Origin of the sequence: Streptomyces rishiriensis (genome assembly GCF_003112535.1) — a bacterium.
GTDB lineage: Bacteria > Actinomycetota > Actinomycetes > Streptomycetales > Streptomycetaceae > Streptomyces > Streptomyces rishiriensis.
Genome location: NZ_BEWA01000009.1, coordinates 264622 through 286861, shown reverse-complemented (window position 1 = coordinate 286861; position 22240 = coordinate 264622). Strand labels below are relative to the sequence as shown.

Sequence of the window (22240 nt, the reverse complement as noted above, 5' to 3'; positions counted from 1 at the left end):
GGGCGGTGTCGGAGAGACGGGTTGTCCGACATGGACAGTGCCGAAGCGCGACCGTCCCCGCGGGCCCGGCCGCGTAAGCGGTGAACTCCCCTTGCGGGCGCGTTAGATTGGCTCGCTGATGACGGACGGAACGGCTGGTCAGGGGGCAGGGTCGATGGACAGCGACGGGACGCAGGACGCGCGGGGTACGCATGCGAATCCTGTGCCGCGCCCGGCGGGGCCCGCACAGCCGCCCCCGGTGCCGCCGCGGCCGGCCCGCGCGCCGGGCGTGCCGCCGGCCGCCGAGCACGCGCCGCGGGCCGCGTCCGCCGTCGCGGCCTGGCTCGACGAGGCGCGGCCGGTGTCCCGGCCGGGGATCTGGCGGTTCGGCCACCGGCTGCCGAAACCGCAACGGGCGTCGGAGCGGCTCGCTCCGGTGACGGTCGTCGGCATGCTGGTCCCGCTGGTGGTCGCGCTGGTGCTGTGGTCGCTGTGGCGACGGGGCGCCCTGCCCTACCAGTTCACCCTGCTGCGGCTGTTCACCCCCGACAGCTGGTGGTGGGGCGGCACGATCGCCTCCCCCAAGAACATGGACGGCGCCGAGGCGCGGGTGGTCTACGACGGCGTCTTCTTCGCCGTTCTGCTGTACGCCATGGGCCGGCTGGGCAGCTGGCCGCACGTCGTACGGCACTTCGTCGGCCGGCGGCCGCAGCCCGCGCGGGCCCTGATCGCCCTGCTGGGCGCGCTCGCCGCGCTGAGCTTCGTCTTCCCCGGCGCCTTCGGCGTCGGCTGGGACGCGCTGCCGGTCGTGGACCCGCTGTTCTCGCTGATCGTGCTGATCTCCGGCGGCTACGAGCTGTTCTCCTCTCCCCTCTTCACGAACACCCTTTACGCCGTCATCACGGTGCTGGTGGTCTGGCCGTTCGCACGGGTCGGGGGCTGGCTGCCGTACGCGAAGGAGCGGCTCGCCGCCCGGCGGGCCGGCCCCGACCACGGCGTGCCCGCGGCCGAGCGGCCCCGCTCGCAGTGGCCGGAACTGCGCGACGCCGGGCAGTACGAGGCGGCCGACCTGCTCACCGGTGAGGTCGCCGCGGGCCGGATGAACGACGTGGACTGCGTGCGGGTGCGCCAGGCGTGGAGCGCGGGTCTCGGCGACTTCCGCGAGACCGTGCTGCGCCAGGGCGGCGCGGCCTGGACGCACCCTTCCGGCGACCGCGACCTGCCCCGGCGCACGGCCCGCCACGACCTGCTCACCGGGCAGGTGCGCATCGGCCGCTGGGTGGCCGCCGAGCGCACCCCGCTCGCCTATCACGACACGGGCGCCGCGCTCGGCCCGGACCTGCTGGGCACCTCGCTGCTGGCGGTGGGGCCGTCCGGCTCGGGCAAGACGCGCACGCTGATCGAGCCGCTGACCGAGGCGCTGGCCCTGCAGGCGCTGACCGGGACGTGCGCCGTGGTCGCGCTGTCCTCGCCCGGCGGCGGCCCGCTCGGCTCCGACACCGCCTTCGACGTGATCGTGCGGATCGGCGACCCGTCGTCCGTGTACGACCTGGACCCGTACGCGGGCTGCGACGACCCGGACGAGGCGGCCGCCGTCCTCGCCGAGGCGCTGGTCGGCGACCTCGACTCGGTGAGCGCCCAGGGCGCGGCCACGGCGCTCGCCCAGCTGCTCGGTCCGTACCGCGCCGCGCACGGGCGTTTCCCCGCCCTGACCGAGCTGCTCGGGCTGCTGGAGGGCGAGCCCGGCGCGCTGTCCGCGCTGCGCGAGGCGGTGGCAGGGAACGAGGTGATGCGGCGCGAGCTGCAGGCGCGCCTCCGGCAGACGGGCGCGGCGGGCGACCCCGGCCGCGCCCTGGCCGACCGGCTGGCGCTGCTGAGCCGGCCGGCGTTCGCGGGGTTCTTCGGCGCGGACGGCGACGCGCACCGGACCTTCTCGCTGCGCGCGGTCGCCCACCATCCGCTCCGGGTGCGGATCGACCTGCCCGAGCGCGGCCACGAGGAGGCCGCCCGGCTGATCACCCGGCTGGTCCTCGCGCAGTTCCACGCCGTCGTACGGGAGCGGCACGACCACTTCGCCTGTCTGGTCCTGGACGACGCCACGGGGGCCGTCACCGACGGGTCGGTGCGCCGGCTGCAGCGGCTGCGCTCGCAGAACGCGGGCGTGGTGCTCGCCCTGCGCAGCGTCGGCGACGTCCCCGAGGCCCTGCACGGACCGCTGTACGGGGCCGTCGGCTGCCGGATGGCGTTCTCCGGGATCACCACCTGGGACGGCGGCAGGTTCGCGCAGACCTGGGGCACGGAGTGGGTGGAGACCACGGAGATCGCCAAGCACACCGTGTTCGCCGACCAGCCGATGACCCGCGCCATCCACGCGCTGCGCAAACTGGTGACCGGGAACGCGGTGACCACGGACGCGGTGACGGTGCGCCAGGTCGAGCGGGAGCGGTGGTCGGCGTCCCAGCTGGCGCACGAGGTCCCGCCCGGGCACGCGGTGCTGTCCCTGACCAGCGTGCGGGGCGAGCACACGCCGCCGCTGCTGGTGGATCTGCGGGGCTGAAGCGGCGTCCCGCGGGCCCTTACGGTGAGGCAGAATCGGCACAGGCCCTTCATACGAAGCGGCCAAATGATCACCTCGTCCACACCCGCCCCGCCGATCGCTCGTCTCCTCGACCTGAAGGCCCCATGCCTCCCACGCTCGCCTCGCTCGTCCACCATTCCGCGCTGAAGCTGACCGTCCGGGCGGGCGGGGGCCGTCTGGACGTGCCGGTGCGCTGGGCGCACGTCAGCGAGCTGGCGGACCCCGTGCCCTACATGGAGGGCGGGGAGCTGCTGCTGATCACCGCGCTCAAACTGGACGCCGAGGACCCGCAGGCCATGCGGCGCTATGTGCGGCGGCTGGCCAAGGCGGGGGTGGTCGGGCTGGGCTTCGCCGTGGGCGTCAATTACGAGGAGATCCCCGGGGCGCTGGTGGACGCGGCCGAGGAGGAGGGCCTGCCGCTGCTGGAGGTGCCGCGGCGCACGCCCTTCCTCGCCATCAGCAAGGCGGTGTCGGCGGCGATCGCGGCCGACCAGTACCGAGCGGTGACGGCCGGGTTCGCGGCGCAGCGGGAGCTGACCAGGCAGGCGCTGACCGAGGGCCCCCAGGGTCTGCTCGGCGCACTCGCCGCGCAGGTGAACGGGTGGGCGGCCCTGTACGACGCCTCGGGGGCCGTGGTGGCGGCCGCTCCCGAGTGGGCGGGCCGGCGGGCGGCGCGGCTCACGGCGGAGGTGGAGCGGCTGCGGGAGCGGCCGGCGCCCGCCTCGGCGGTGGTCGGGAGCGGGGCGGCGGACCGCCCCGAGCACGACGACCGTTACGACGACCGGATCGAACTGCACTCCCTGGGTACCGGCCGGCGCCCGCGCGCGGCGCTCGCCGTCGGCACCGCGTCGGCCCCGGGCACCGCCGAGCGGTACGCCGTCCACTCGGCCATCGCCCTGCTGACCCTGACCACGGAACGCTCCCGGCCGCTGCACGCGGCGCAGCAGCGGATCGGCGCGGCGGTCCTGCGCATGCTGCTGGCGGGCGAGCCCGACCACGCGCGGGCCGTCGCCGGGGACCTCTACGGCGATCTGCTCGACGCCCCCTTCCGGGTGGTGGTCGCCGAGACGGCGTCGGCCTCGCGGACGCACCCGGACACGTCGGCGCGAGGGCCGGCGGGCGCCGCGGAGGGGCCGCACGCGCGCGCGGCGCCCGTGACCCAGCCGGTCGGCGACCCGTTCGGCGCTCTGGTCGAGGCGATCGAGTCGGCGGCCGCCCGGGCCGGGGAGGCCGTGCTCGCGGTCCCCGAGGGCGACCGGCTGACGGCGCTGGTCAGGGACGGGGGCGCGGCCGCGGCGGCCTGCGAGCGGTACGCGACGGCGCGGGAGGGCGCGCCGGCGGACGACGGCGTCGCGCCCGGGACCGGCGACGAGCCCGGGTCGGTCGTGGGGCTGTCGGCGCCGGCCGGACCGATCGCGGCGGCTGCGGCCTACAGACAGGCGGAACAGGCGCTGTCGGTGGCACGGCGCCGGGGCCGGTTCTTCGTGGAGCACGAGCAGCTCGCGGCGGGTTCCGTGCTGCCGCTGCTCGCCGACGACGCGGTGAAGGCGTTCGCGGACGGCCTGCTGCGGGCGCTGCGCGAACACGACGCGACCGGCCGCGGCGACCTGGTGGCCTCCCTGCGGGCCTGGCTGTCCCGGCACGGCCAGTGGGACGCGGCGGCGGCCGACCTGGGCGTCCACCGCCACACCCTGCGCTACCGCATGCGCCGGGTGGAGGAGATCCTCGGACGCTCCCTGGACGACCCGGACGTGCGCATGGAGCTGTGGCTGGCCCTGAAGACGACGTCGGCGGACTGAGCCCCGGCGCGCCGGGGGCCGTCACGGCCGGCCCCGCCCGCGGGGCCGCGCGAAGCTCTCGGGGCGGCTCCGCCGGCCCCGGGACCGCGGGCCCTCGCGATCGGCCTGCCCGCGAGACCGGCGGGAGCCGCCGCGGCCGGCCACGGCCGCGGGGGTGTCCGGGACGTCAGTCGGCCCCTCCGTCCGCCAGGCCCGCCGCGGCCTCGTGCATCGCCAGTTCGAGGAGCGCCGGGTCGGTCAGGGTGCCGCTGCCGTCCGGCGGGACCAGCCAGCGCACGTTCCCGGTCCCGCGCCCCGGATAGGGCACGACGATCCAGGCGCCGGCCCCGGCGGTGCGGATGCCGGTGCCGAGCCAGCGGGCGGCGGTGCCGGGCGCCACGAAGAAGCCCATGCGGTCGTCCCCGAAGTCGACGAGCACCGGGCCCGGCCGGTCGAGGATCCGGGTGAGCACGTCGAGGGTGGGACAGCCGAGCCCGCCCGGCAGGATGAGCACGTCCCAGGCCCTGCCCGCGGGCAGCAGCGCCACCCCCAGCGGGTTGCGCTCCCATTCCCAGCGGCACGCCTCGGGATCCGGTGCGACCGATGCCAGCCATTCGACGGCCGTCTTCGCCCCAGCCATGAGAAGACCTCCCCTTCACTCGTGGACGCGGTCGCGTCACAAGGGAGAGGGAGGTCCCCGGCAGGCGTTACGCGGGTTCGGGCGACCCGTTGGAGTGAACCGGGCCGCCGTTCACCGGGCCGCCGTTCACCGGGCTGTCAGCTGTCGAAGCCCAGGCCCAGCCGGTCCATCGTCCTCAGCCACAGGTTGCGCCGTCCGCCGTGCGCGTCGGCCCGGGCCAGCGACCACTTGGTGAGGGCGATGCCCGTCCAGGCGAACGGCTCGGGCGGGAAGGGCAGCGGCTTCCTGCGGACCATCTCCAGCGACGTCCGCTCGGTGCTCTCCCCCGCGAGCAGGTCCAGCATCACCTCGGCCCCGAACCGGGTGGCCCCGACGCCCAGACCGGTGTACCCGGCCGCGTACGCCACCCTGCCCCGGTGGGCCGTGCCGAAGAACGCCGAGAAGCGCGAGCAGGTGTCGATCGCCCCGCCCCACGCGTGGGTGAAACGGACGTCCTCGAGTTGCGGGAAGCAGCCGAAGAAGTGCTCGGCGAGTGTGGCGTACGTCTGCGGCCGGTCGTCGTACTCGGCGCGCACCCGGCCCCCGTAGGGGTAGACGGCGTCGTACCCGCCCCACAGGATCCGGTTGTCGGCCGACAGCCGGAAGTAGTGGAACTGGTTCGCCGAGTCCCCGAGCCCCTGCCGGTTCTTCCAGCCGACGGAGTCGAGCTGTCCGGCGGTCAGCGGCTCGGTCATCAGCGCGTAGTCGTAGACCGGCACGGTGTACGACCGCACCCGCCTGACCAGGCTGGGGAAGATGTTCGTGCCCAGGGCGATCTGCCGGGCGCGGACCTGCCCGTACGGTGTGCGGACGGCCATTGCGGCGCCGTTCGGCTTCAGGTCCAGCGCGGGCGTGTGCTCGTACACGCGCACCCCGAGCCGCAGGCACGCCGCCTTCAGGCCCCAGGCCAGCTTGGCCGGATGGAGCATGGCGACGCCCCGGCGGTCGTGCAGGCCGGCCTCGAAGGTGGGCGAGGCGACCTGCTCGCGCACCGCGTCGGCGTCGAGGAACTCGATGCCGTCGCCGAGGCCGCGGCGGTCCAGCTCCTCGTACCAGTCGCGCAGCTCCCGCGCCTGGTACTCCTCGGTGGCGACGTCGATCTCGCCGGTGCGCTCGAAGTCGCAGTCGATGCCGTGCCGGGCGATCGCCGCCTCGATCTCGTCGAGGTTGCGCGCCCCGAGCTCCTGGAGCCGGTGGATCTCGTCCGGCCAGCGGGTGAGCCCGTTGGACAGCCCGTGGGTGAGGGAGGCCGCGCAGAACCCCCCGTTGCGGCCCGAGGCGGCCCAGCCCACCTCGCGGCCCTCCAGCAGCACCACGTCCCGCTGCGGCTCGCGCTCCTTGGCGACGAGCGCGGTCCACAGTCCGCTGTAGCCGCCCCCGACGACCAGCAGGTCGCAGGTCTCGGGGCCGGTGAGCGCGGCTTCGGGGCGGGGCCTGCCCGGGTCTTCCAGCCAGTACGGGACCGGCTGGGCGTCGGAAAGAGAAGTGATCCACCGGTTCATGGCGCTCGGGGCCATGATGTCAACTCCCTACAGGGGCTCCGCGCAGGCTCATGCCTTGTGCTTGGTGCGGCGATTGCTGATGACCATCGACGTCAGGACGAGGGCCACGGCGACGAGGAACATGGCCGTGCCGATGACGTTGATCTGGACGGGCGTCCCGCGCTGTGCCGAGCCCCAGACGAACATGGGGAAGGTGACGGTGGAGCCCGCGTTGAAGTTGGTGATGATGAAATCGTCGAAGGAGAGCGCGAAGGCGAGCAGCGCGCCCGCGGCGATTCCGGGGGCGGCGATCGGCAGGGTGACGCGCAGGAACGTCTGCGCGGGTCCGGCGTAGAGGTCCTGGGCGGCCTGTTCGAGGCGCGGGTCCATCGACATCACGCGTGCCTTGACCGCCGTCACGACGAAGCTCAGACAGAACATGATGTGGGCGATGAGGATCGTCCAGAATCCCAGCTGCGCGCCCAGGTTGAGGAACAGGGTGAGCAGCGAGGCCGCCATGACGACCTCGGGCATGGCCATCGGCAGGAAGATCAGCGAGTTGACGGCGCCCCGCGCGCGGAAGCGGTAGCGCACCAGGGCGAAGGCGATCATCGTGCCGAGGAGCGTGGCGCCCAGGGTCGCCCAGACGGCGATCTGGAGGCTGAGCGACAACGAGCCGCACATGCCGGCCACGCCGCACGGGTCCTTCCAGGCGTCCGTGGAGAACTGCTGCCATTCGTAGTTGAAGCGGCCCTTCGGCTTGTTGAAGGAGAACACCGTGACGACGACGTTCGGCAGGAGGAGATACGCGAGCGTGAGAAGTCCCGCGATGACCACGAAATGGCGCTTGAGCCAGTTGACGAAGGGCATTTAGACCAGATCCTCCGTCCCGGACCTGCGGATGTAGAAGGTGACCATGAAGAGGATCGCGGCCATGAGGATGAAGGAGAGGGCCGCCGCCGTCGGATAGTCCAGGACGCGCAGGAACTGCGTCTGGATGACGTTTCCGATCATGCGGGTGTCGGTCGAGCCGAGGAGTTCCGCGTTGACGTAGTCGCCGGAGGCCGGGATGAAGGTCAGCAGCGTCCCGGAGACCACGCCCGGCATCGACAGCGGGAAGGTGACCTTGCGGAAGACGGTGGACGGCCGGGCGTACAGGTCGCCCGCCGCCTCGTGCAGCCGTCCGTCGATGCGCTCGAGGGAGGAGTACAGCGGAAGGATCATGAACGGCAGGAAGTTGTACGTCAGGCCGCAGACCACCGCGAGCGGGGTGGCGAGGACGCGGTCCCCGGCCGTCCAGCCGAGCCAGCTGGTGACGTCGAGGACGTGCAGGGTGTTCAGGGCGCCGACGACGGGGCCGCCGTCCGCGAGGATCGTCTTCCAGGCGAGGGTGCGGATCAGGAAGCTGGTGAAGAACGGCGCGATCACCAGGATCATGATCAGGTTGCGCCAGCGTCCGGCGCGGAAGGCGATCAGATAGGCCAGCGGGTAGCCGAGCGCCAGGCACAGGACCGTGGCGGCGCCCGCGTAGAGCACCGAGCGCAGGAACTGCGGCCAGTACGCGCTGAGGGCGTCCCAGTAGGTGGCGAGGTGCCAGGTGACCTTGTAGCCCTGCTCCAGGGATCCCGTCTGCACGGACGTGGAGGCCTGGTAGATCATCGGCAGCGCGAAGAACACGACCAGCCAGAGCAGGCCGGGCAGCAGCAGCCAGTACGGGGTCAGACGCCCGCGCTTGCGCGGCGGCTTCTGCGTCGGCGCCGTCGGGGAGAGAGGCGGGGGCGCCTCGGTGAGGGTCGCCATCTCAGACCGCCGTCTCTTCCTGGATGCCGGCGTCGATGTCCTGTGCCGCGTCCAGCCCGAAGGTGTGGGCCGGGCTCCAGTGCAGGACGACGTCGGCGCCGGGGACGAGCCGGGCGTCGCGGTCGATGTTCTGGGCGTAGACCTCGAACTCGGGGCAGACCGAGCTGTCGATGACGTACTGGGTGGAGACGCCGATGAACGAGGAGTCGGCGATCTTCCCGGTGATGCGGTTGCGGCCCTCCGGGATCTCGCCCGCGTCGTCGGCGTGGCTGAGGGATATCTTCTCCGGGCGGACGCCGACGAGCACCTTGCCGCCGGTCGTCGTGGGCGCCGAGCAGCGCGCCTCGGGCAGCACCAGCTTGCCGCCGCCCGCCTTCAGGACGATGTCGCCGCCGCTGCGGGAGTCGACCTCGGCCTCGATGAGGTTGGAGGTGCCGAGGAAGTTGGCGACGAACGTGGTGTGCGGGTTCTCGTAGAGGTCGGCCGGGGAGCCGAGCTGCTCGACGCGGCCGGCGTTCATCACCGCGACGGTGTCGGCCATCGTCATGGCCTCCTCCTGGTCGTGCGTGACGTGCACGAAGGTGATGCCGACCTCGGTCTGGATGCGCTTGAGCTCCAGCTGCATCTGGCGGCGCAGCTTGAGGTCGAGGGCGCCGAGGGGCTCGTCGAGGAGGAGCACCTTGGGGTGGTTGATCAGGGCGCGGGCCACGGCGACGCGTTGCTGCTGGCCGCCGGAGAGCTGGTGCGGCTTCTTGCGGGCCTGCTCGCCGAGCTGGACGAGCTCCAGCATGTCCTCGACCTGCTTCTTCACGCTCTTGATGCCGCGCCGGCGCAGACCGAAGGCGACGTTCTCGAAGATGTCGAGGTGCGGGAAGAGCGCGTAGGACTGGAAGACGGTGTTCACCGGGCGCTTGTACGGCGGGAGGGCCGTGACGTCGAGGTCGCCGAGGTGGACGGTCCCCGAGGACGGCTCCTCCAGTCCGGCGATCATGCGCAGGGTGGTGGTCTTGCCGCAGCCGGAGGCGCCGAGCAGGGCGAAGAAGGAGCCCTGCGGGACGGTCAGGTCCAGCGGGTGGACGGCGGTGAAGGAGCCGTAGGTCTTGCTGATGCCGGTCAGGCGGACGTCGCCGCTGCCGCTGTCGTTCGTCTTCATCGTCGTCACGCCCCGGTCAGCTTCGCGAACTTCGCTTGGTAGGCGGTCTCTTCCTTCGCGCTCAGGGAGCGGAAGGCGTGGGACCTGGCCTGCATGGCCTTGTCGGGGAGGATCAGCGGATTGTCCGCCGCCGACTTGTCGATCTTGGCGAGGTACGGCTTCACGTCCGCGACCGGGCTCACGTAGTTGATGTACGCGGCGAGTTCGGCGGCCGGCTCGGGCTGGTAGTAGTAGTCGATCAGCCGCTCGGCGTTCGTCTTGTGGCGCGCCTTGTTGGGGATCAGCATGTTGTCGGTCGAGGTCATGTAGCCGCTGTCCGGGACGACATAGCCGACGTCCGGGTTGTCGGCCTGGAGCTGCACGATGTCGCCGGCCCAGGCGACACAGGCGGCCAGGTCGCCCTTGCTGAGGTCGGAGGTGTAGTCGTTGCCGGTGAAGCGGCGGATCTGGCCCTTGTCGACGGCTTTCTGGAGGCGGGCGAGGACCGCGTCGTAGTCGTCGTCGGTGAACTTCGCCGGGTCCTTGCCCATGTCGAGCATGGTCATCCCGACGGTGTCGCGCATCTCGGTGAGCAGGCCCACCCGGCCCTTGAGCGCCGGGGTGTCGAGCAGGTCGGAGACCGACTTCACCTCGACGCCGTGCAGCGCCTTCTTGTTGAAGGCGATGACCGTCGAGATGCCCTGCCAGGGGTACGAGTAGGCGCGGCCCGGGTCCCAGTCGGGGCTGCGGAACTGGTCCGAGAGGTTGGCGAAGGCGTGCGGCAGGTGGGACGCGTCCAGCTTCTGGACGTAGCCGAGCCGGATCATGCGGGCGGCCAGCCAGTCGGTGAGGACGATGAGGTCGCGGCCGGTGTCCTGGCCGGCGGCGAGCTGCGGCTGGATCTTGCCGAAGAACTCGTCGTTGTCGTTGATGTCCTCGGTGTACGTGACCGCGATGCCGGTCTGCCTGCGGAACGCGTCCAGCGTCGGGCGGCGCTTGCCACTGTCGTCGACGTCGATGTACTCCGGCCAGTTGGAGAACTTGACGACCTTCTCCTTCGCCGAGTGGTCGTCCGCGGAGACGCCGCCCTGGGACTTGCCGGCGGCGGGGATGCCGCAGCCGCTCAGCGCGCCGAGGCCGCCCAGGGTGAGCGCGCCGCCGGCGGAGGCGCGCAGCACCGACCGTCGGGTCATGGCCGCCCTGCCGTTGCGGAGGCTGCGCCGTATCGCGGCCAGGTGGGCCGGGCTGAGGCGGTCTGGCTCGTACTGCTCCATGCGCGTGGTGCCCTTTCGGGAGGTACGGCCGTGGTCGGCGGCCGGTCGTCGTCGCTTATGAGTCCCCGAAGACAGTGCGGTGCCAGGGCTTGCGGGCCACCGCCGTGTTATCGAACATAACGTGCTTTACCTGCGTGTACTCCTCGAACGAATACGCTGACATGTCCTTGCCGAAGCCGGAGGCCTTGTAGCCGCCGTGCGGCATCTCGCTGATGATCGGAATGTGATCGTTGATCCACACGCACCCGGCCTTGATCTCGCGTGTCGCCCGGTTCGCCCGGAACACGTCCCGGGTCCACGCGGAGGCGGCCAGCCCGTAGGGGGTGTCGTTGGCGAGCGCGATGCCCTCGTCGTCACCGTCGAAGGGCAGGACCACCAGGACCGGCCCGAAGATCTCGGACTGGACGACCTCGCTGTCCTGGGCCGCGCCCGCGATCAGCGTGGGGAGGTAGTAGGCGCCGTTCTTCAGCTCCCCCTGGGGCGCCTCGCCGCCGGTCACGACGCGCGCGTACCCGCGCGCCCGGTCGACGAAGGCGGCGACCCGGTCGCGCTGGAGATGCGAGACCAGCGGCCCGAGGTCGGTGCCGGGGGCGAAGGGGTCTCCGACCCGGACCGTCTCCATCAGCGCGGCCGTCCGCTCGACGAACGCCTCGTAGAGCGGCCGCTGCACATACGCGCGCGTGGCGGCCGTGCAGTCCTGCCCCGTGTTGATGAGCGCGCCCGCGACCGCGCCGTTGGCCGCGGCCTCCAGGTCGGCGTCGTCGAAGACCAGGAGGGGCGCCTTTCCGCCGAGCTCCAGGTGCAGCCGCTTGACGGTCGCGGTGGCGACCTCGGCGACGCGCTTGCCGACGGCGGTGGAGCCGGTGAAGGACGTCATCGCCACGTCGGGGTGGCCGACCAGGTGCTCGCCCGCCGTCCGCCCGGTCCCGGTGACGATGTTGACGACGCCGTCGGGGATGCCGGCCTCCGTGGCCGCCTGCGCGAAGAGGAGCGAGGTCAGCGGGGTGAGTTCGGCGGGCTTGAGCACGATGGTGTTGCCCGCGGCGATCGCCGGGAGGATCTTCCAGGCGGCCATCTGGAGGGGGTAGTTCCAGGGGGCGATGGAGCCGACGACGCCGATGGGCTCACGGCGGACGTAGGAGGTGTGGTCGCCGGAGTACTCGCCGGCGGACTGGCCCGCGAGGTGACGGGCGGCGCCGGCGAAGAAGGAGGTGTTGTCGATCGTCCCCGGGACGTCGAACTCGCGGGTCAGCTTCAGCGGCTTGCCGCACTGCAGGGACTCGGCGCGGGCCAGGTCCTCGGCGCGGTCGGCGAGGACGGCGGCGAAACGGTGCAGGGCGTCGGAGCGCTCGCCCGGGGTGGCCGCGGACCAGCCGGTGAAGGCCGCGCGCGCGGCGGCGACGGCGGCGTCGACGTCGCCCGCGCCCGCCAGCTCGTAGGTGAGGACCTCCTCGCCGGTGGCGGGGTCGACCACGGTGTGGGCGGCACCCGACGTGCCCTTCGTCAGGCGGCCGGCGATGTACTGCGCGCCGTCCGAGAAACGTTCCTGTGCGGGAAACCGGTCCTGCATGTCGCTCTCCTCCGCCTTCGCCCCGAAGTGTTCGGCAGCGGGTGGCGTAGCTCCAGCTCGATTTGATTGCCGATCCTGACAGAGCAAGGGCACTCCAACAAGTGATTCCGTTGTTGCCTTTTGATTACGCGACGAAATCTGTCGACGAGGGTCGACCAGGTGTCGAGTCGGAGCGAAAAAGGGGGGACGCTCTGTCAGTGGCGCGTGCCATCCTCGGCGGCATGGACACGATCGTGGACCGGGAGGCGCTGGTCGGCGCCGTCCGGGCGGGGGCCCGAATCAAGTACCTGCACTTCTGGGGACACCGGCCGCGACCGGACGGGCGGATCGGCGCGAGCTGCCTCAGCCAGTGGTGGCCGTCACCGTTCGTGGTCGACGGGGTCGGCTATGCGACGGCCGAGCACTGGATGATGGCCGCGAAGGCGCGGCTCTTCGGCGACGCCGAGGCGGAGCGGCGGGCGCTGGCCGCCGCCTCCCCCGCGCAGGCGAAGAAGGAGGGGCGGCTGGTGCGCGGCTTCGACGAGGAGACCTGGCAGCGGGAGCGGTTCGGGATCGTGGTCGAGGGCAGCGTCCACAAGTTCGCCTCGGACGCCGGGCTGCGCGCTTTCCTGCTGGGCACCGGCACCCGGGTGCTGGTCGAGGCGAGCCCCATGGACCGCGTGTGGGGCATCGGTCTGGCGGCCGACGACGAGGCGGCGATGGATCCGCAGCGGTGGCGGGGGCCGAACCTGCTGGGGTTCGCGCTGATGGAGGCGAGAGAGCGGCTGCGGGCCGCCGGCTGAGCGGCGGGAGAACGGCTGGGCCGGCCTCCGCCGCGCGTCGCCGGAGCCTCAGGGCACCACGATCGTCAGGACGCCCACCGCGACGGCGAGCACCACGCCCACGGCTCCGCAGATGATGCCCGCCAGCGCCTGGCCGGGGTTGGAGGCCTCGCCCCGGGCGGCCTTCCGGCGTCCGATCGCGCCGAAGACGACGCCGAGGATGCCGAGGACGGCGGCGAGCGGCCAGAGACAGAAGAGGACAGCGGCGAGGATCCCGAGCGCGAGCCCGGCGACCCCCATGCCGTTGCTGTCCCCCGCCCCGGTCCCGGTCCAGCCGTACAGGCCCGGGCCGCCCCCGTAGGGCTGCGGGGGCGGGTAGCCGTAGCCGTAGCCGTAGCCGCCCGGGTAGCCGTAGGGGATCTGTCCCGGACCGTCGGGGGCGATGGGCGGCGGCGGGACGGCCTGCGCGGGAGGCGCGAAGGGGTTGGGGGGCGGGCCGCCGACGGCGGTCGCCGGGTTGGGCGGCGGGAAGGACCCGAGCGGCTGCCCGGCCTGCGGGGCGCCGAAGGGGCTGGTCCAGGGCTGCGGAGCGCCGCCGGCGGCCGGCATCGAGGTGACCGTCCGCTGGTCGTGGACGGACGGGGGCGCCTGGCCGGGAAGCACGGGATCCGGGCCGGCGGTGCGACCGGGCCCGCTCGGCTCACCGCCACCGGGAGCGGCCCACGGACCGGCCCCACCCGTCGCCCCCTCGCCCGACGGCACCGCGTCGGACGGAGGCGCGTCGGACGGAGGCGCGTCCGCCCCGGGGGGCGCGGGCCACGCAGGGCCGGACGCGTCAGCGGCACTCCCGCCCGCAGCCCCCGCAGCCCCCGCGACCGCCGGACCCGCATCGCCGTCCGCCGTCCCCTCCCCCGGGCCCTTGCCCAAGGAGACCTTGCCGGCCGCGTCCTGCGGACCGTCCGCGTCGGCGGAGGCGGCGGCTGGCCACGGGGAGCGGGTGGCGTCGTCGGTCGGTGTCGGCACCTCGTCGGACATGCGTGGATCCCCCTGTCGCCCGCTTCGGGCCTGCGTTCTGCGTTCCGTCACCCGTACGCCGTTCCACCCCGCGCACGTTCCGTCATGCTACGGCCCGCGGTCGGCGGGGCGCTTGCGGGACGGGCCCGCGGCCGCCCGCCGAGCCCTCCGCCTACGATGATCCCGACCCACCGATCAGCCGATCACCCGCGTCCCGTCCGGCCCGCCGGGCCACGGGCGCCGTCCCGGGGAGGACCCCATGACCGACCGCCTCGACGCATCCTCAGCAGCCGCCTCGTCCGGCTCCCCCGCGTCCGGCGCACCCGCCGGTCCCACCGTCGCGGCCGCGGCCGGCGGCCGCGATCTGCACGCCTTCATCGCGGGGCTGCCGAAGGCCGAATTGCACGTGCACCACGTAGGCTCCGCCTCCCCCCGCATCGTCTCCGAGCTGGCCGCCCGGCACCCCGACTCCAGGGTGCCCACCGACCCCGAGGCTCTGGCCGACTACTTCACGTTCACGGACTTCGCCCACTTCATCGAGGTGTACCTGTCCGTCGTCGACCTCATCCGCACCCCCGAGGACGTCCGGCTGCTGACGTACGAGGTCGCCCGGGACCTGGCCCGCCAGCAGGTGCGGTACGCGGAGCTGACGATCACCCCGTTCTCCTCGACCCGGCGCGGCATCGACGAACTCGCCTTCATGGACGCCGTCGAGGATGCCCGCAAGGCGGCCGAGGCGGAGTTCGGGACCGTGCTGCGCTGGTGCTTCGACATCCCCGGCGAGGCCGGGCTGGAGGCCGCCGAGGAGACGACGCGGCTCGCCACCGACGACCGGGTCCGCCCCGAGGGGCTGGTCTCCTTCGGCCTCGGCGGGCCCGAGATCGGGGTGCCGCGCCCGCAGTTCAAGCCGTACTTCGACCGGGCGATCGCCGCCGGGCTGCGGTCCGTGCCGCACGCCGGCGAGACCACCGGCCCCGAGACGGTGTGGGACGCGCTGACGCATCTGCGCGCCGAGCGCATCGGCCACGGCACCAGCTCCGCGCAGGACGGGAAGCTCCTCGCCCACCTCGCCGAGGCCCGGATCGCGCTGGAGGTGTGCCCCACGTCGAACATCGCCACGCGTGCGGTCCGCACCCTCGACGAGCACCCGATCAAGCAGTTCGTGGAGGCCGGCGTCCTGGTGACGGTCAACTCCGACGACCCGCCCATGTTCGGCACGGACCTCAACAGCGAGTACGCGGTGGCCGCCCGACTCCTCGGCCTCGACGAGCGCGGCGTCGCCGGCCTCGCGAAGAACGCGGTCGAGGCCTCCTTCCTGGAGGAGAGCGGCAAGCGACGCGTCCGGGACGAGATCGACGCCTACACCGCCGGGTGGCTCGCCCCCTGACGGCGGTCCGCCCCGGCCCGCCACAATGGGCCCATGCAGAACGTGACCGCCGTCGCCCATCGCGGCGACCCCTACCGCTTCCGTGAGAACACGATCGACTCGCTGATGTCCGCGCTCGACCGGGGTGCGGACGCCGTCGAGTGCGACGTCCGGCTCACCCGGGACGGCGTGCCCGTCCTGCTCCACGACGAGACGCTCAAGCGGCTCTGGGGGCAGGACCGGCCGCTGCGGTCGCTGTCCGCCGCGGAGGTGCGCGGACTCACGGACGGCGCAGTGCCCACCCTCGCGGAGGCGCTCGCGGCGACGGACGGCAGCAGGCTGATGCTCGACCTGCCGGGCACCCGGGAGGAGCGCACGGCGCGGCGGATCGTCGACGCCGTGCGCGAGGCCGGGGCCGCCGACCGGGTCTACTACTGCGCCGACGCCGTGGCGATGCTCGCCGTGCGCGCCGCGGACCCGTCCGCCGAGATCGCCCTGACCTGCACGAGCCTGGCGCCCCCGCGCCCCGCGTTGCTCGCCGCGGTCAAGCCGCGCTGGCTCAACTACCGCTTCTCCCTGGTGGACCGGGACCTCGCCGCGCGCGTCCACCACGACGGCTTCCTGCTCTCCGTGTGGACCCCCGACACCCGCCGCGCGCTGCGCCGGCTCATCGGCCTGGGCGTCGACTCCGTCACCACCAACCGCATCGACGTGCTGACCGCGCTGCGCGAACAGGCCTGAGCCCGCGGGACGTCACACGTCGGAGCGCTGCGGCGCCGTCGCCGGGTCGGACGGCGTCTCGCGGGTGACGTACTGCGGGACCGGTGCGTCGTCCCGGCCGGTGTCGCGGACCAGGCCGTAGCGCCGCGCGCCCTGGGCGGGACCGCTGGTGACGCCCGGGGCGGAGGTCCTCACCGCAGCGGCTCCTCCAGCGGGACGTCGCGCACCCCGGGGAGATGGCCGTCCAGCTCCCCCGGCTCGAACCGGCACATGCCCACCGCGTGCCAGAACTCGCCGGTGACGTCCCCCTCGTACTTGTAGCCGCCGGACGGCGCGAGCGCGGCCCAGCCGCCCGGCAGTCCGACCAGGACGGCGCGGAGCGCGACCGGGCCGTCGGCGGGGACCTCCCACAGCCGGACCGTGCCGTCCTCGCCGCCGCTGGCCAGCAGCGAGCCGTCGGGGCTGAAGGAGACCGCCAGCACCCGGCCGGTGTGGCCGGTCAGGACGGCGGCCTCGCGGCCGGTGCGGGCGTCCCAGAGGCGGACCGTGCGGTCGTCGCCGGCGGTCGCGAGCAGCGGGCGGCGCGGATGGGCCGCGGCCGTCCAGAGTCTGCCGCTGTGGCCGGTCAGCCGGTGCACGGCCGCGCCGTCGCGCCAGATCACCGCCAGGCCGTCCCAGGAGGCGCTGGCCAGCCAGGAGCCGTCGGCCGCGAACGTGACGGCGTACACGCGATCGGCGTGTCCGTCGAGCACGGCGGTGACCCGGCGTTCGGCGACGTCCCAGATGCGCACCTTGCGGTCGTCGCAACCGGTCGCCAGGACCGCGCCGTCGGGCCGGAAGGCGATGGAGCGGACGCGTCCGAAGTGCTCGCCGATGGTGACGACGTGTGCGCCGGTCGCCCGGTACCACAGGCAGACCGTGTCGTCGTCGTTGGCGGTGGCGAGCAGTTCGCCGTCCGGGCTGAACGCCTCGGCCCAGACGTGGTCCGTCTCCACGTCCATCTCGCGCTGGTACTCGCCGGTGCCCGCGTTCCACAGGTACATGTCGCCGTCGCTGCTCGCGGTGGCCAGCAGCGGGCCGTCGGGGCCGAACACGGCCGAGACCAGCCGGTCGCTGTGTCCGGCCAGCTCCCGCAGCCGCCGCCCGGAGGAGGTGTGCCACAGCCGGACGACGCCGTCGTTGCCGCCGGCCGCCAGCATCGAGCCGTCGGCGCTGAAGGACAGGGTGGCGATCCGCCGCCCGTGTCCGCGCAGGATCCGCCGCCCCTGGCCGGTGGCCGGGTCCCAGAGCCGGACGACGCCGTCGTTGCCGCCGGTGACCAGCAGCGAGCCGGCGTCCGGGGCGAGCCCGGCCCCGGCGGACCCCGCGGCCCCTTCCGCGGCGGGACGGAACGTGCACACCCAGACCGAGCCGCGGTGCTCGGGCGGCTGGCGGGTGAGCGGCACGGCGACCGGGTCGCCCTGCGGGTCGACCCGCCACAGCCGCACCACGCCCTGGCTGTCCCCGGCGGCCAGCAGGGTTCCCTCGGGGTCGAAGAGCACCTGGTACACGGCGCCGCGGCAGCCGCCGAGCACCCCGGCGCCGGCCCCTGCGGCCAGGTCCCACAGCCGTACCTCGCCCTCGGTGTCCCCGCTCACCAGGAACCGGCCCCCGGGGTGGAAGTCCAGCGTGTAGACGCGGCCCGCGTGTCCGCCGAAGGTGTGCACCACCCGCCGCCGGGCCACGTCCCACACCCGGACGGTCCCGGCCCGCCCGTCTCCCATGTCGCCGGTGGCGAGCAGGGCGCCGTCCGGGCTGAACCGGGCCCGGAAGACCGCCCCCCGGTGCCCGGGCAGCGCTCCCAGCAGCCGCCCGGCGGCGAGGTCCCACAGCCGTACGGCGGCCGAGGCGTCCCCGGTGACGAGGGTGGCGCCGTCGGCCGCGAAGGCGACGGTGTAGACGGGCGCGGAGTGGCCGGGCAGCCGGTGCAGGGGCCGGCCCGTGGCCGTGTCCCACAGGGTGACCACGCCGTCGGCGTCGCCGGTGGCCAGCAGGGCGCCCCCGGCGTCCAGGGCGAGCGGCCAGACCCCGCCCTCGTGGATGCGCAGCACGTGCCGGCACGCGCCGGACACCGGGTCCCACAGCCGCACCGTGCCGTCGGCGCCGCCGGTGGCCAGCACGCGCTCGCGGAACTTGACGGCGTAGACGCGGTCGGTGTGGCCCTGCAGGGTGCGCAGTGCGGTGCCGGTGACGGCGTCGCAGACCAGGACCCCGCCGTCCTCGCTGCCGACGGCGAGCAGTTCGCCGTCCGGACTGTACGAGATCGGTTCGGGCAGCCGGCTGGTGCGCATGTCGAAGCCGTAGGGCACGCCGACCGCGGAGGGCCGGAAGCCGGAGTCGACGCTCATGCCGGGGGCGAACGCGGCGGCGGCCAGTTCCGGGGTGTCCGGCAGCCCGGCCCCGGTGGTCGCCGCGATGAGCGCGGCGCGCCGCCAGTTGCCGCCCTCGACCCGGGCGCCGGTGAGGTCGGCGCGGATCAGCCGGGACCGCCGCAGGTCGGCGCCGCGCAGGTCGGCCCCGGTGAGATCGGCCCCGTCGAGCCGCGCGCCGGTCAGCCGGGCGTCGCGCAGGACGGCGCCGGAGAGGTTCGCGCCGACCAGGCGGGCGTCGGTGAGATCGGCGCGGGTGAGGTCGACGCCGGAGAAGTCGCGGTAGGAGAGGTCCTCCCCGGCCAGGGCGGCGCCCCGCAGGTCGGTGTGGGCGGGCACCCGCAGCCGGGAGAGGATCTTCACGGCGTTGGCGCGCGACACCTCCGCGCCGCCGGAGTCCTGCTCGTCCAGCACCCGTTCCGCCCACTCCTGGCAGGCGCGGTGGTCGGCCAGGTCGCACAGGAACTCGACGGCGAGCCGGCTGAGCGGGCGCAGGCCCAGCAGCGCGCTGTCCCCCGCGGCCAGCCGCAGCGCGCACTCGCGGGCGATGAGCCACTCCACCACCGAGCCGTGGATGAAACGGAACACGCCGTCCTCGCCGCGCACCAGCAGGCTGCCGGAGCCGACGGCGTGCGCGGCCTGCGGGACGGACAGGCGGCTGTCGGCGAGTCCGGTCAGGGTCTCGGCGACGTCCGTCAGCTCGTCGAGGCGCAGTGAGTCCTGGCCGCTCTGCCACAGCCGCAGGGCGAGCGCGGTGACCGCCCGCCACAGCTGGTCCAGGCTGAGTCCGGGAGCCCGCCCGGCGCCGCCGCCGGCCCGCTGCTGCTCGAAGCGCAGCCAGGCGGTGAGCACCTCCTGGTAGAGGCCGGCGGGGCTGAGGGCGCGGCCCGCGCCGGCGACGGCGCGCAGCTGGTCGTCGTCGAGGTCGGCGACGAAGCCGAGGAGGCGGGGGTTGCGGCACAGGGCGAGCAGGTCGGGGATGGCGTCGAGCAGATGGACCCGGCGGTCGGCGGCGCGGTCGTCGCCGTCGTAGCGGTTGACCAGGTAGGCGCGGATCTGCTGCGGGGTGAACTCCTGGACGGCCAGCACCCGGCGGTGCGGGAGCAGGCCCACGCGTTCGCCGAGCGCGGTCAGCACCTGCCCCTGGGAACGGAAGTGCTGGGTGCGGCTGCTGACGACGATCTTGGCGCTGTCGACGGCGGAGTCGAGCAGCACCTGGAGGCGTTCGGCGGCGCGGTCGTACGTCACCCGGGTGACGAGTTCGTCGAAGCCGTCGAAGAGGAGCACGATGCGGCCCTGCTGGAGCATGTACCGGAAGGCGCGCAGGTCGATGTTGTCGACGCCGTGGGCGGCGAGGTGGGCGGCGACCAGGCCCTCGAAGGAGTAGGCCCGGTCCAGGGCGTTCAGCTCCACCAGCAGCGGTACCAGGTGCGGGAGTTCGGCGGGGATGCGGCGGGCCAGCTCGCGCAGCGCGAACGTCTTGCCGTGGCCGAAGTCGCCCAGCAGGAGCAGGAAGCGGCCCTGGTCGGAGTCGAGGAGGCGGAGCATGTCGTCGACCAGGCCGTCGCGGTCCTCGGCGTCGATGCGCTCGATCTCGCGGTAGCGCTGGGGCAGGTACATGCCCGGCGGGTAGCGCAGGTCGGTGCGCAGCCGCTCGCTCTGGGCGCCGACGTACGCCCGCAGGTCGAGCAGGCCCTGGAACTCGGTGAAGCTGCGCACCCGGACGCCTCGGCGGCGGGCCTGGTCACGCAGCTCCCGGGCGGGCGGCGGACCGTCGTGGACGAGTTCGGCCTCGGTCTCGGAGTCCGCCGCGTGGACGAGGGCGACCACGCGCTCGACGTCCTGGTCGGTGGGCGTGCCGGTGTGCACGGCGACGCGCTGCTGCCGTACGAAGCCCGACTGGGTCCAGGTGACGAGGAGTTGGGGCACCGGTCCGGCCACCGGGCGGATCTGCGCGCCCTCGTGCCGGGTCCGGCAGACCTCGGCGACACGGGCCAGCAGCGTCTCGGCCGGGGACTGCAGGGCGCGCGGCTCGGGGTCCGGGTCGGCGCCCGTGTGCGGTGCGCCGCCGGGAGGACCGCCGGGCGCGCCGGCCGCCTCGTCGGGGGCGAAGGCGCGGTGGGCCCGCCGCCAGTCGGCCCGGGTGCGGCGCGGTTCGCCGGGACCCGGCCAGACGGCCAGTCCGTCGCGGCCGATGCGCAGCAGCTGGTGCCGGGCGGGGCCGGCGGCGGCCAGCAGCGGCAGCTCTCCGGCGGCGGTGGGCAGGACGGAGTGCGCGCCGGGGCCGGTCGGGCCGTGCAGCAGCAGGTGCAGCCGGGGGGCGGTGAGCCGGGCCAGCACGTCGGTGTCGCGCAGCGGCCCCGAGCCGTCCGGGGCGGCGGCGCCGCGCAGCACTCCGGCGCGGGCGGTCCCGGGGGCGTGCCGCAGCGCGCCGATCCGGAGCCAGCCCTCCTCCTCGTAGGGCCGCAGCGCCTGCGCGAACCAGGCGGCCTGCTCGGGCCCGACGAAGCCGTACTGGTCGTCGAGGCGGTGGCTGTAGGCCATCGAGGAGTTGAGCCCGGCGACGACGGTGTGCAGTTCGGGCACGGGGAAGAGGGTCCACGGCTGGTCGCTGTCGAAGACGGCGTCGAGCCCCTGGTAGAGCTCCTGGAAGAGCCGCGTGAAGTGCCGCCACTTGGGCCAGTACGGCGGCCTGGGCGGCATCTCGTCCGCCTCGCAGGTGCTGAAGTAGGCCCGGCAGGCGGCCTGGTTGACGTCGTGGCCGCCGGGGACGAGGGCCACCCGGTGCGGTTCGAGGCCCAGCAGCGCCCGCAGTCCGGTGAGGAAGGAGAGCGCCTGGTCGAACTCGCGCGGGCTGCCGGAGGCGGTGAGATCGCCGGTGACGACCAGCAGATCGGGTCCGGGCGCGCCCGCGTCGGCGAGCTCGACGAGATCGCCCCAGATCGCCGCCTGCAGTTCGGCCGGGTCCTGGCCGCGTCCGAAGGCGGGCCCGGCCAGCTGCAGCACGGTGACCGCGTCGCGGGTCGCCGGGGCGCCGGCGACCCGCGGGTAGACGGGCGGCGTGGCGGGCCTGCGGCGTCCGGCCCAGCCGGGGCGCCCGAGCGGCCGGCCGCTCCGCGGCGCGACCGGCGCCGCCGCGGCGGGCGGCCCGGGCTGCCCGTCGCCCGGGTAGCCGGGCCGCAGGGTGGGCCGGGCCCGGCCGTCGAGGGCCTGGCGCACGCGGACGAGCAGCAGGTCGCGGGCGGCGGACGGGTCGGTCACCGGCACCAGGTCCACGTAGGTGAGCGTGGCGAGCAGCCCCTCCACCGGGATGTCCTCGACCCGGACGGTGATCAGCCGGCGCTCGGGCAGGTCCGGGTCGGCGCGCAGGGCGGCCTGCCACTCCATGCGGCCGTACCGGGAGCGCTCGTAGTTGCGCGAGAGGACGGCGATGACGGCCGCGGACTCGCTCACCCCGCGGTCCATGAAGTCGACGAAGTTGGTCCCCGGCACGAAGTCCCAGGCCTGCAGGACGGTCCGGTATCCGGCCTCCTCCAGCGTCCAGGCGATCCAGGACGCCCAGCGCTCGTCCGCGGGCGAATAGCTGACGAAGAAGTCCAACGGTCCGGTGTCACCGCTCATCTGACGACCCCCCATGTCTTCATGATGCAGTGAACGAGCATCGGCATGAACTGTTTTCGCAGCCGCGGGACCGGCCGGA

General features: G+C 74.0%; 15 protein-coding genes. 5 read left to right on the top strand and 10 right to left on the bottom strand.

The genetic code is table 11. From position 1 onward, the window contains the following. Nucleotides 1–154 precede the first annotated feature (154 nt). Nucleotides 155–2536, top strand: a complete 2382-nt coding sequence (locus Sri02f_RS17330; RefSeq protein WP_109002200.1) for an ATP/GTP-binding protein — start codon at nucleotides 155–157, stop codon at nucleotides 2534–2536. Between the two features lie 125 nt (nucleotides 2537–2661). Then, nucleotides 2662–4356, top strand: coding sequence for a PucR family transcriptional regulator (locus Sri02f_RS17325; RefSeq protein ID WP_109002199.1), 1695 nt, complete (start codon nucleotides 2662–2664; stop codon nucleotides 4354–4356). Between the two features lie 166 nt (nucleotides 4357–4522). On the opposite strand, the gene Sri02f_RS17320 is transcribed toward Sri02f_RS17325, so the two are convergent. The 7 genes from Sri02f_RS17320 to Sri02f_RS17290 form a co-directional block, all read right to left on the bottom strand. After that, complete coding sequence (locus Sri02f_RS17320) at nucleotides 4523–4975, bottom strand: bifunctional DNA primase/polymerase (RefSeq protein WP_109002198.1); 453 nt, start codon at nucleotides 4973–4975, stop codon at nucleotides 4523–4525. 137 nt (nucleotides 4976–5112) lie between these two features. Next, nucleotides 5113–6531 (bottom strand): NAD(P)/FAD-dependent oxidoreductase, encoded by a 1419-nt coding sequence (locus Sri02f_RS17315; RefSeq protein WP_109002197.1) that lies wholly within the window; start codon nucleotides 6529–6531, stop codon nucleotides 5113–5115. Nucleotides 6532–6564: 33 nt separating this feature from the next. Further along, a complete protein-coding gene (locus tag Sri02f_RS17310; RefSeq protein WP_109002196.1) occupies nucleotides 6565–7365 on the bottom strand; it encodes an ABC transporter permease in 801 nt (266 codons plus the stop codon). Beyond that, complete coding sequence (locus Sri02f_RS17305; protein WP_109002195.1) at nucleotides 7366–8295, bottom strand: ABC transporter permease; 930 nt, start codon at nucleotides 8293–8295, stop codon at nucleotides 7366–7368. It abuts the gene before it with no gap. A 1-nt stretch (nucleotide 8296) separates the two neighbouring features. Continuing rightward, nucleotides 8297–9448, bottom strand: a complete 1152-nt coding sequence (locus Sri02f_RS17300; RefSeq protein WP_174855663.1) for an ABC transporter ATP-binding protein — start codon at nucleotides 9446–9448, stop codon at nucleotides 8297–8299. Between the two features lie 5 nt (nucleotides 9449–9453). Then, nucleotides 9454–10701, bottom strand: a complete 1248-nt coding sequence (locus Sri02f_RS17295) for an ABC transporter substrate-binding protein (RefSeq protein WP_109002193.1) — start codon at nucleotides 10699–10701, stop codon at nucleotides 9454–9456. Nucleotides 10702–10756: 55 nt separating this feature from the next. Then, a complete protein-coding gene (locus Sri02f_RS17290) occupies nucleotides 10757–12271 on the bottom strand; it encodes a gamma-aminobutyraldehyde dehydrogenase (protein ID WP_109002192.1) in 1515 nt (504 codons plus the stop codon). 221 nt (nucleotides 12272–12492) lie between these two features. Here Sri02f_RS17290 and ybiA point away from each other — a divergent pair, with 221 nt between their 5' ends. Next, nucleotides 12493–13053 carry a riboflavin biosynthesis intermediates N-glycosidase gene (gene ybiA / locus Sri02f_RS17285; protein ID WP_174855662.1) on the top strand — a complete coding sequence of 187 codons (561 nt, stop codon included), beginning with the start codon at nucleotides 12493–12495 and terminating at the stop codon, nucleotides 13051–13053. 48 nt (nucleotides 13054–13101) lie between these two features. Here the strand turns inward: ybiA and Sri02f_RS42810 are convergent, their stop codons facing one another. Beyond that, entirely contained in the window at nucleotides 13102–14067 is a 966-nt protein-coding gene (locus Sri02f_RS42810) for a DUF4190 domain-containing protein (protein ID WP_245970653.1), read from the bottom strand. 238 nt (nucleotides 14068–14305) lie between these two features. Here Sri02f_RS42810 and Sri02f_RS17275 point away from each other — a divergent pair, with 238 nt between their 5' ends. Together Sri02f_RS17275 and Sri02f_RS17270 are read left to right on the top strand one after the other, a co-directional pair. Further along, nucleotides 14306–15433: an adenosine deaminase gene (locus tag Sri02f_RS17275; RefSeq protein ID WP_245970652.1), complete on the top strand. Its 1128-nt coding sequence runs from the start codon at nucleotides 14306–14308 to the stop codon at nucleotides 15431–15433. Nucleotides 15434–15466: 33 nt separating this feature from the next. Then, a complete protein-coding gene (locus Sri02f_RS17270; RefSeq protein WP_109002190.1) occupies nucleotides 15467–16153 on the top strand; it encodes a glycerophosphodiester phosphodiesterase in 687 nt (228 codons plus the stop codon). 12 nt (nucleotides 16154–16165) lie between these two features. Here Sri02f_RS17270 and Sri02f_RS41230 read toward each other — a convergent pair whose 3' ends face one another. Together Sri02f_RS41230 and Sri02f_RS17265 are read right to left on the bottom strand one after the other, a co-directional pair. After that, nucleotides 16166–16327: a hypothetical protein gene (locus tag Sri02f_RS41230; RefSeq protein ID WP_159106715.1), complete on the bottom strand. Its 162-nt coding sequence runs from the start codon at nucleotides 16325–16327 to the stop codon at nucleotides 16166–16168. Further along, the gene (locus tag Sri02f_RS17265; protein WP_218029874.1) at nucleotides 16324–22176 is read right to left on the bottom strand and encodes a WD40 domain-containing protein; all 5853 of its coding nucleotides are present in this window, start codon (nucleotides 22174–22176) and stop codon (nucleotides 16324–16326) included. The genes Sri02f_RS41230 and Sri02f_RS17265 overlap by 4 nt, the downstream gene beginning before the upstream one ends. Nucleotides 22177–22240: the final 64 nt, after the last annotated feature.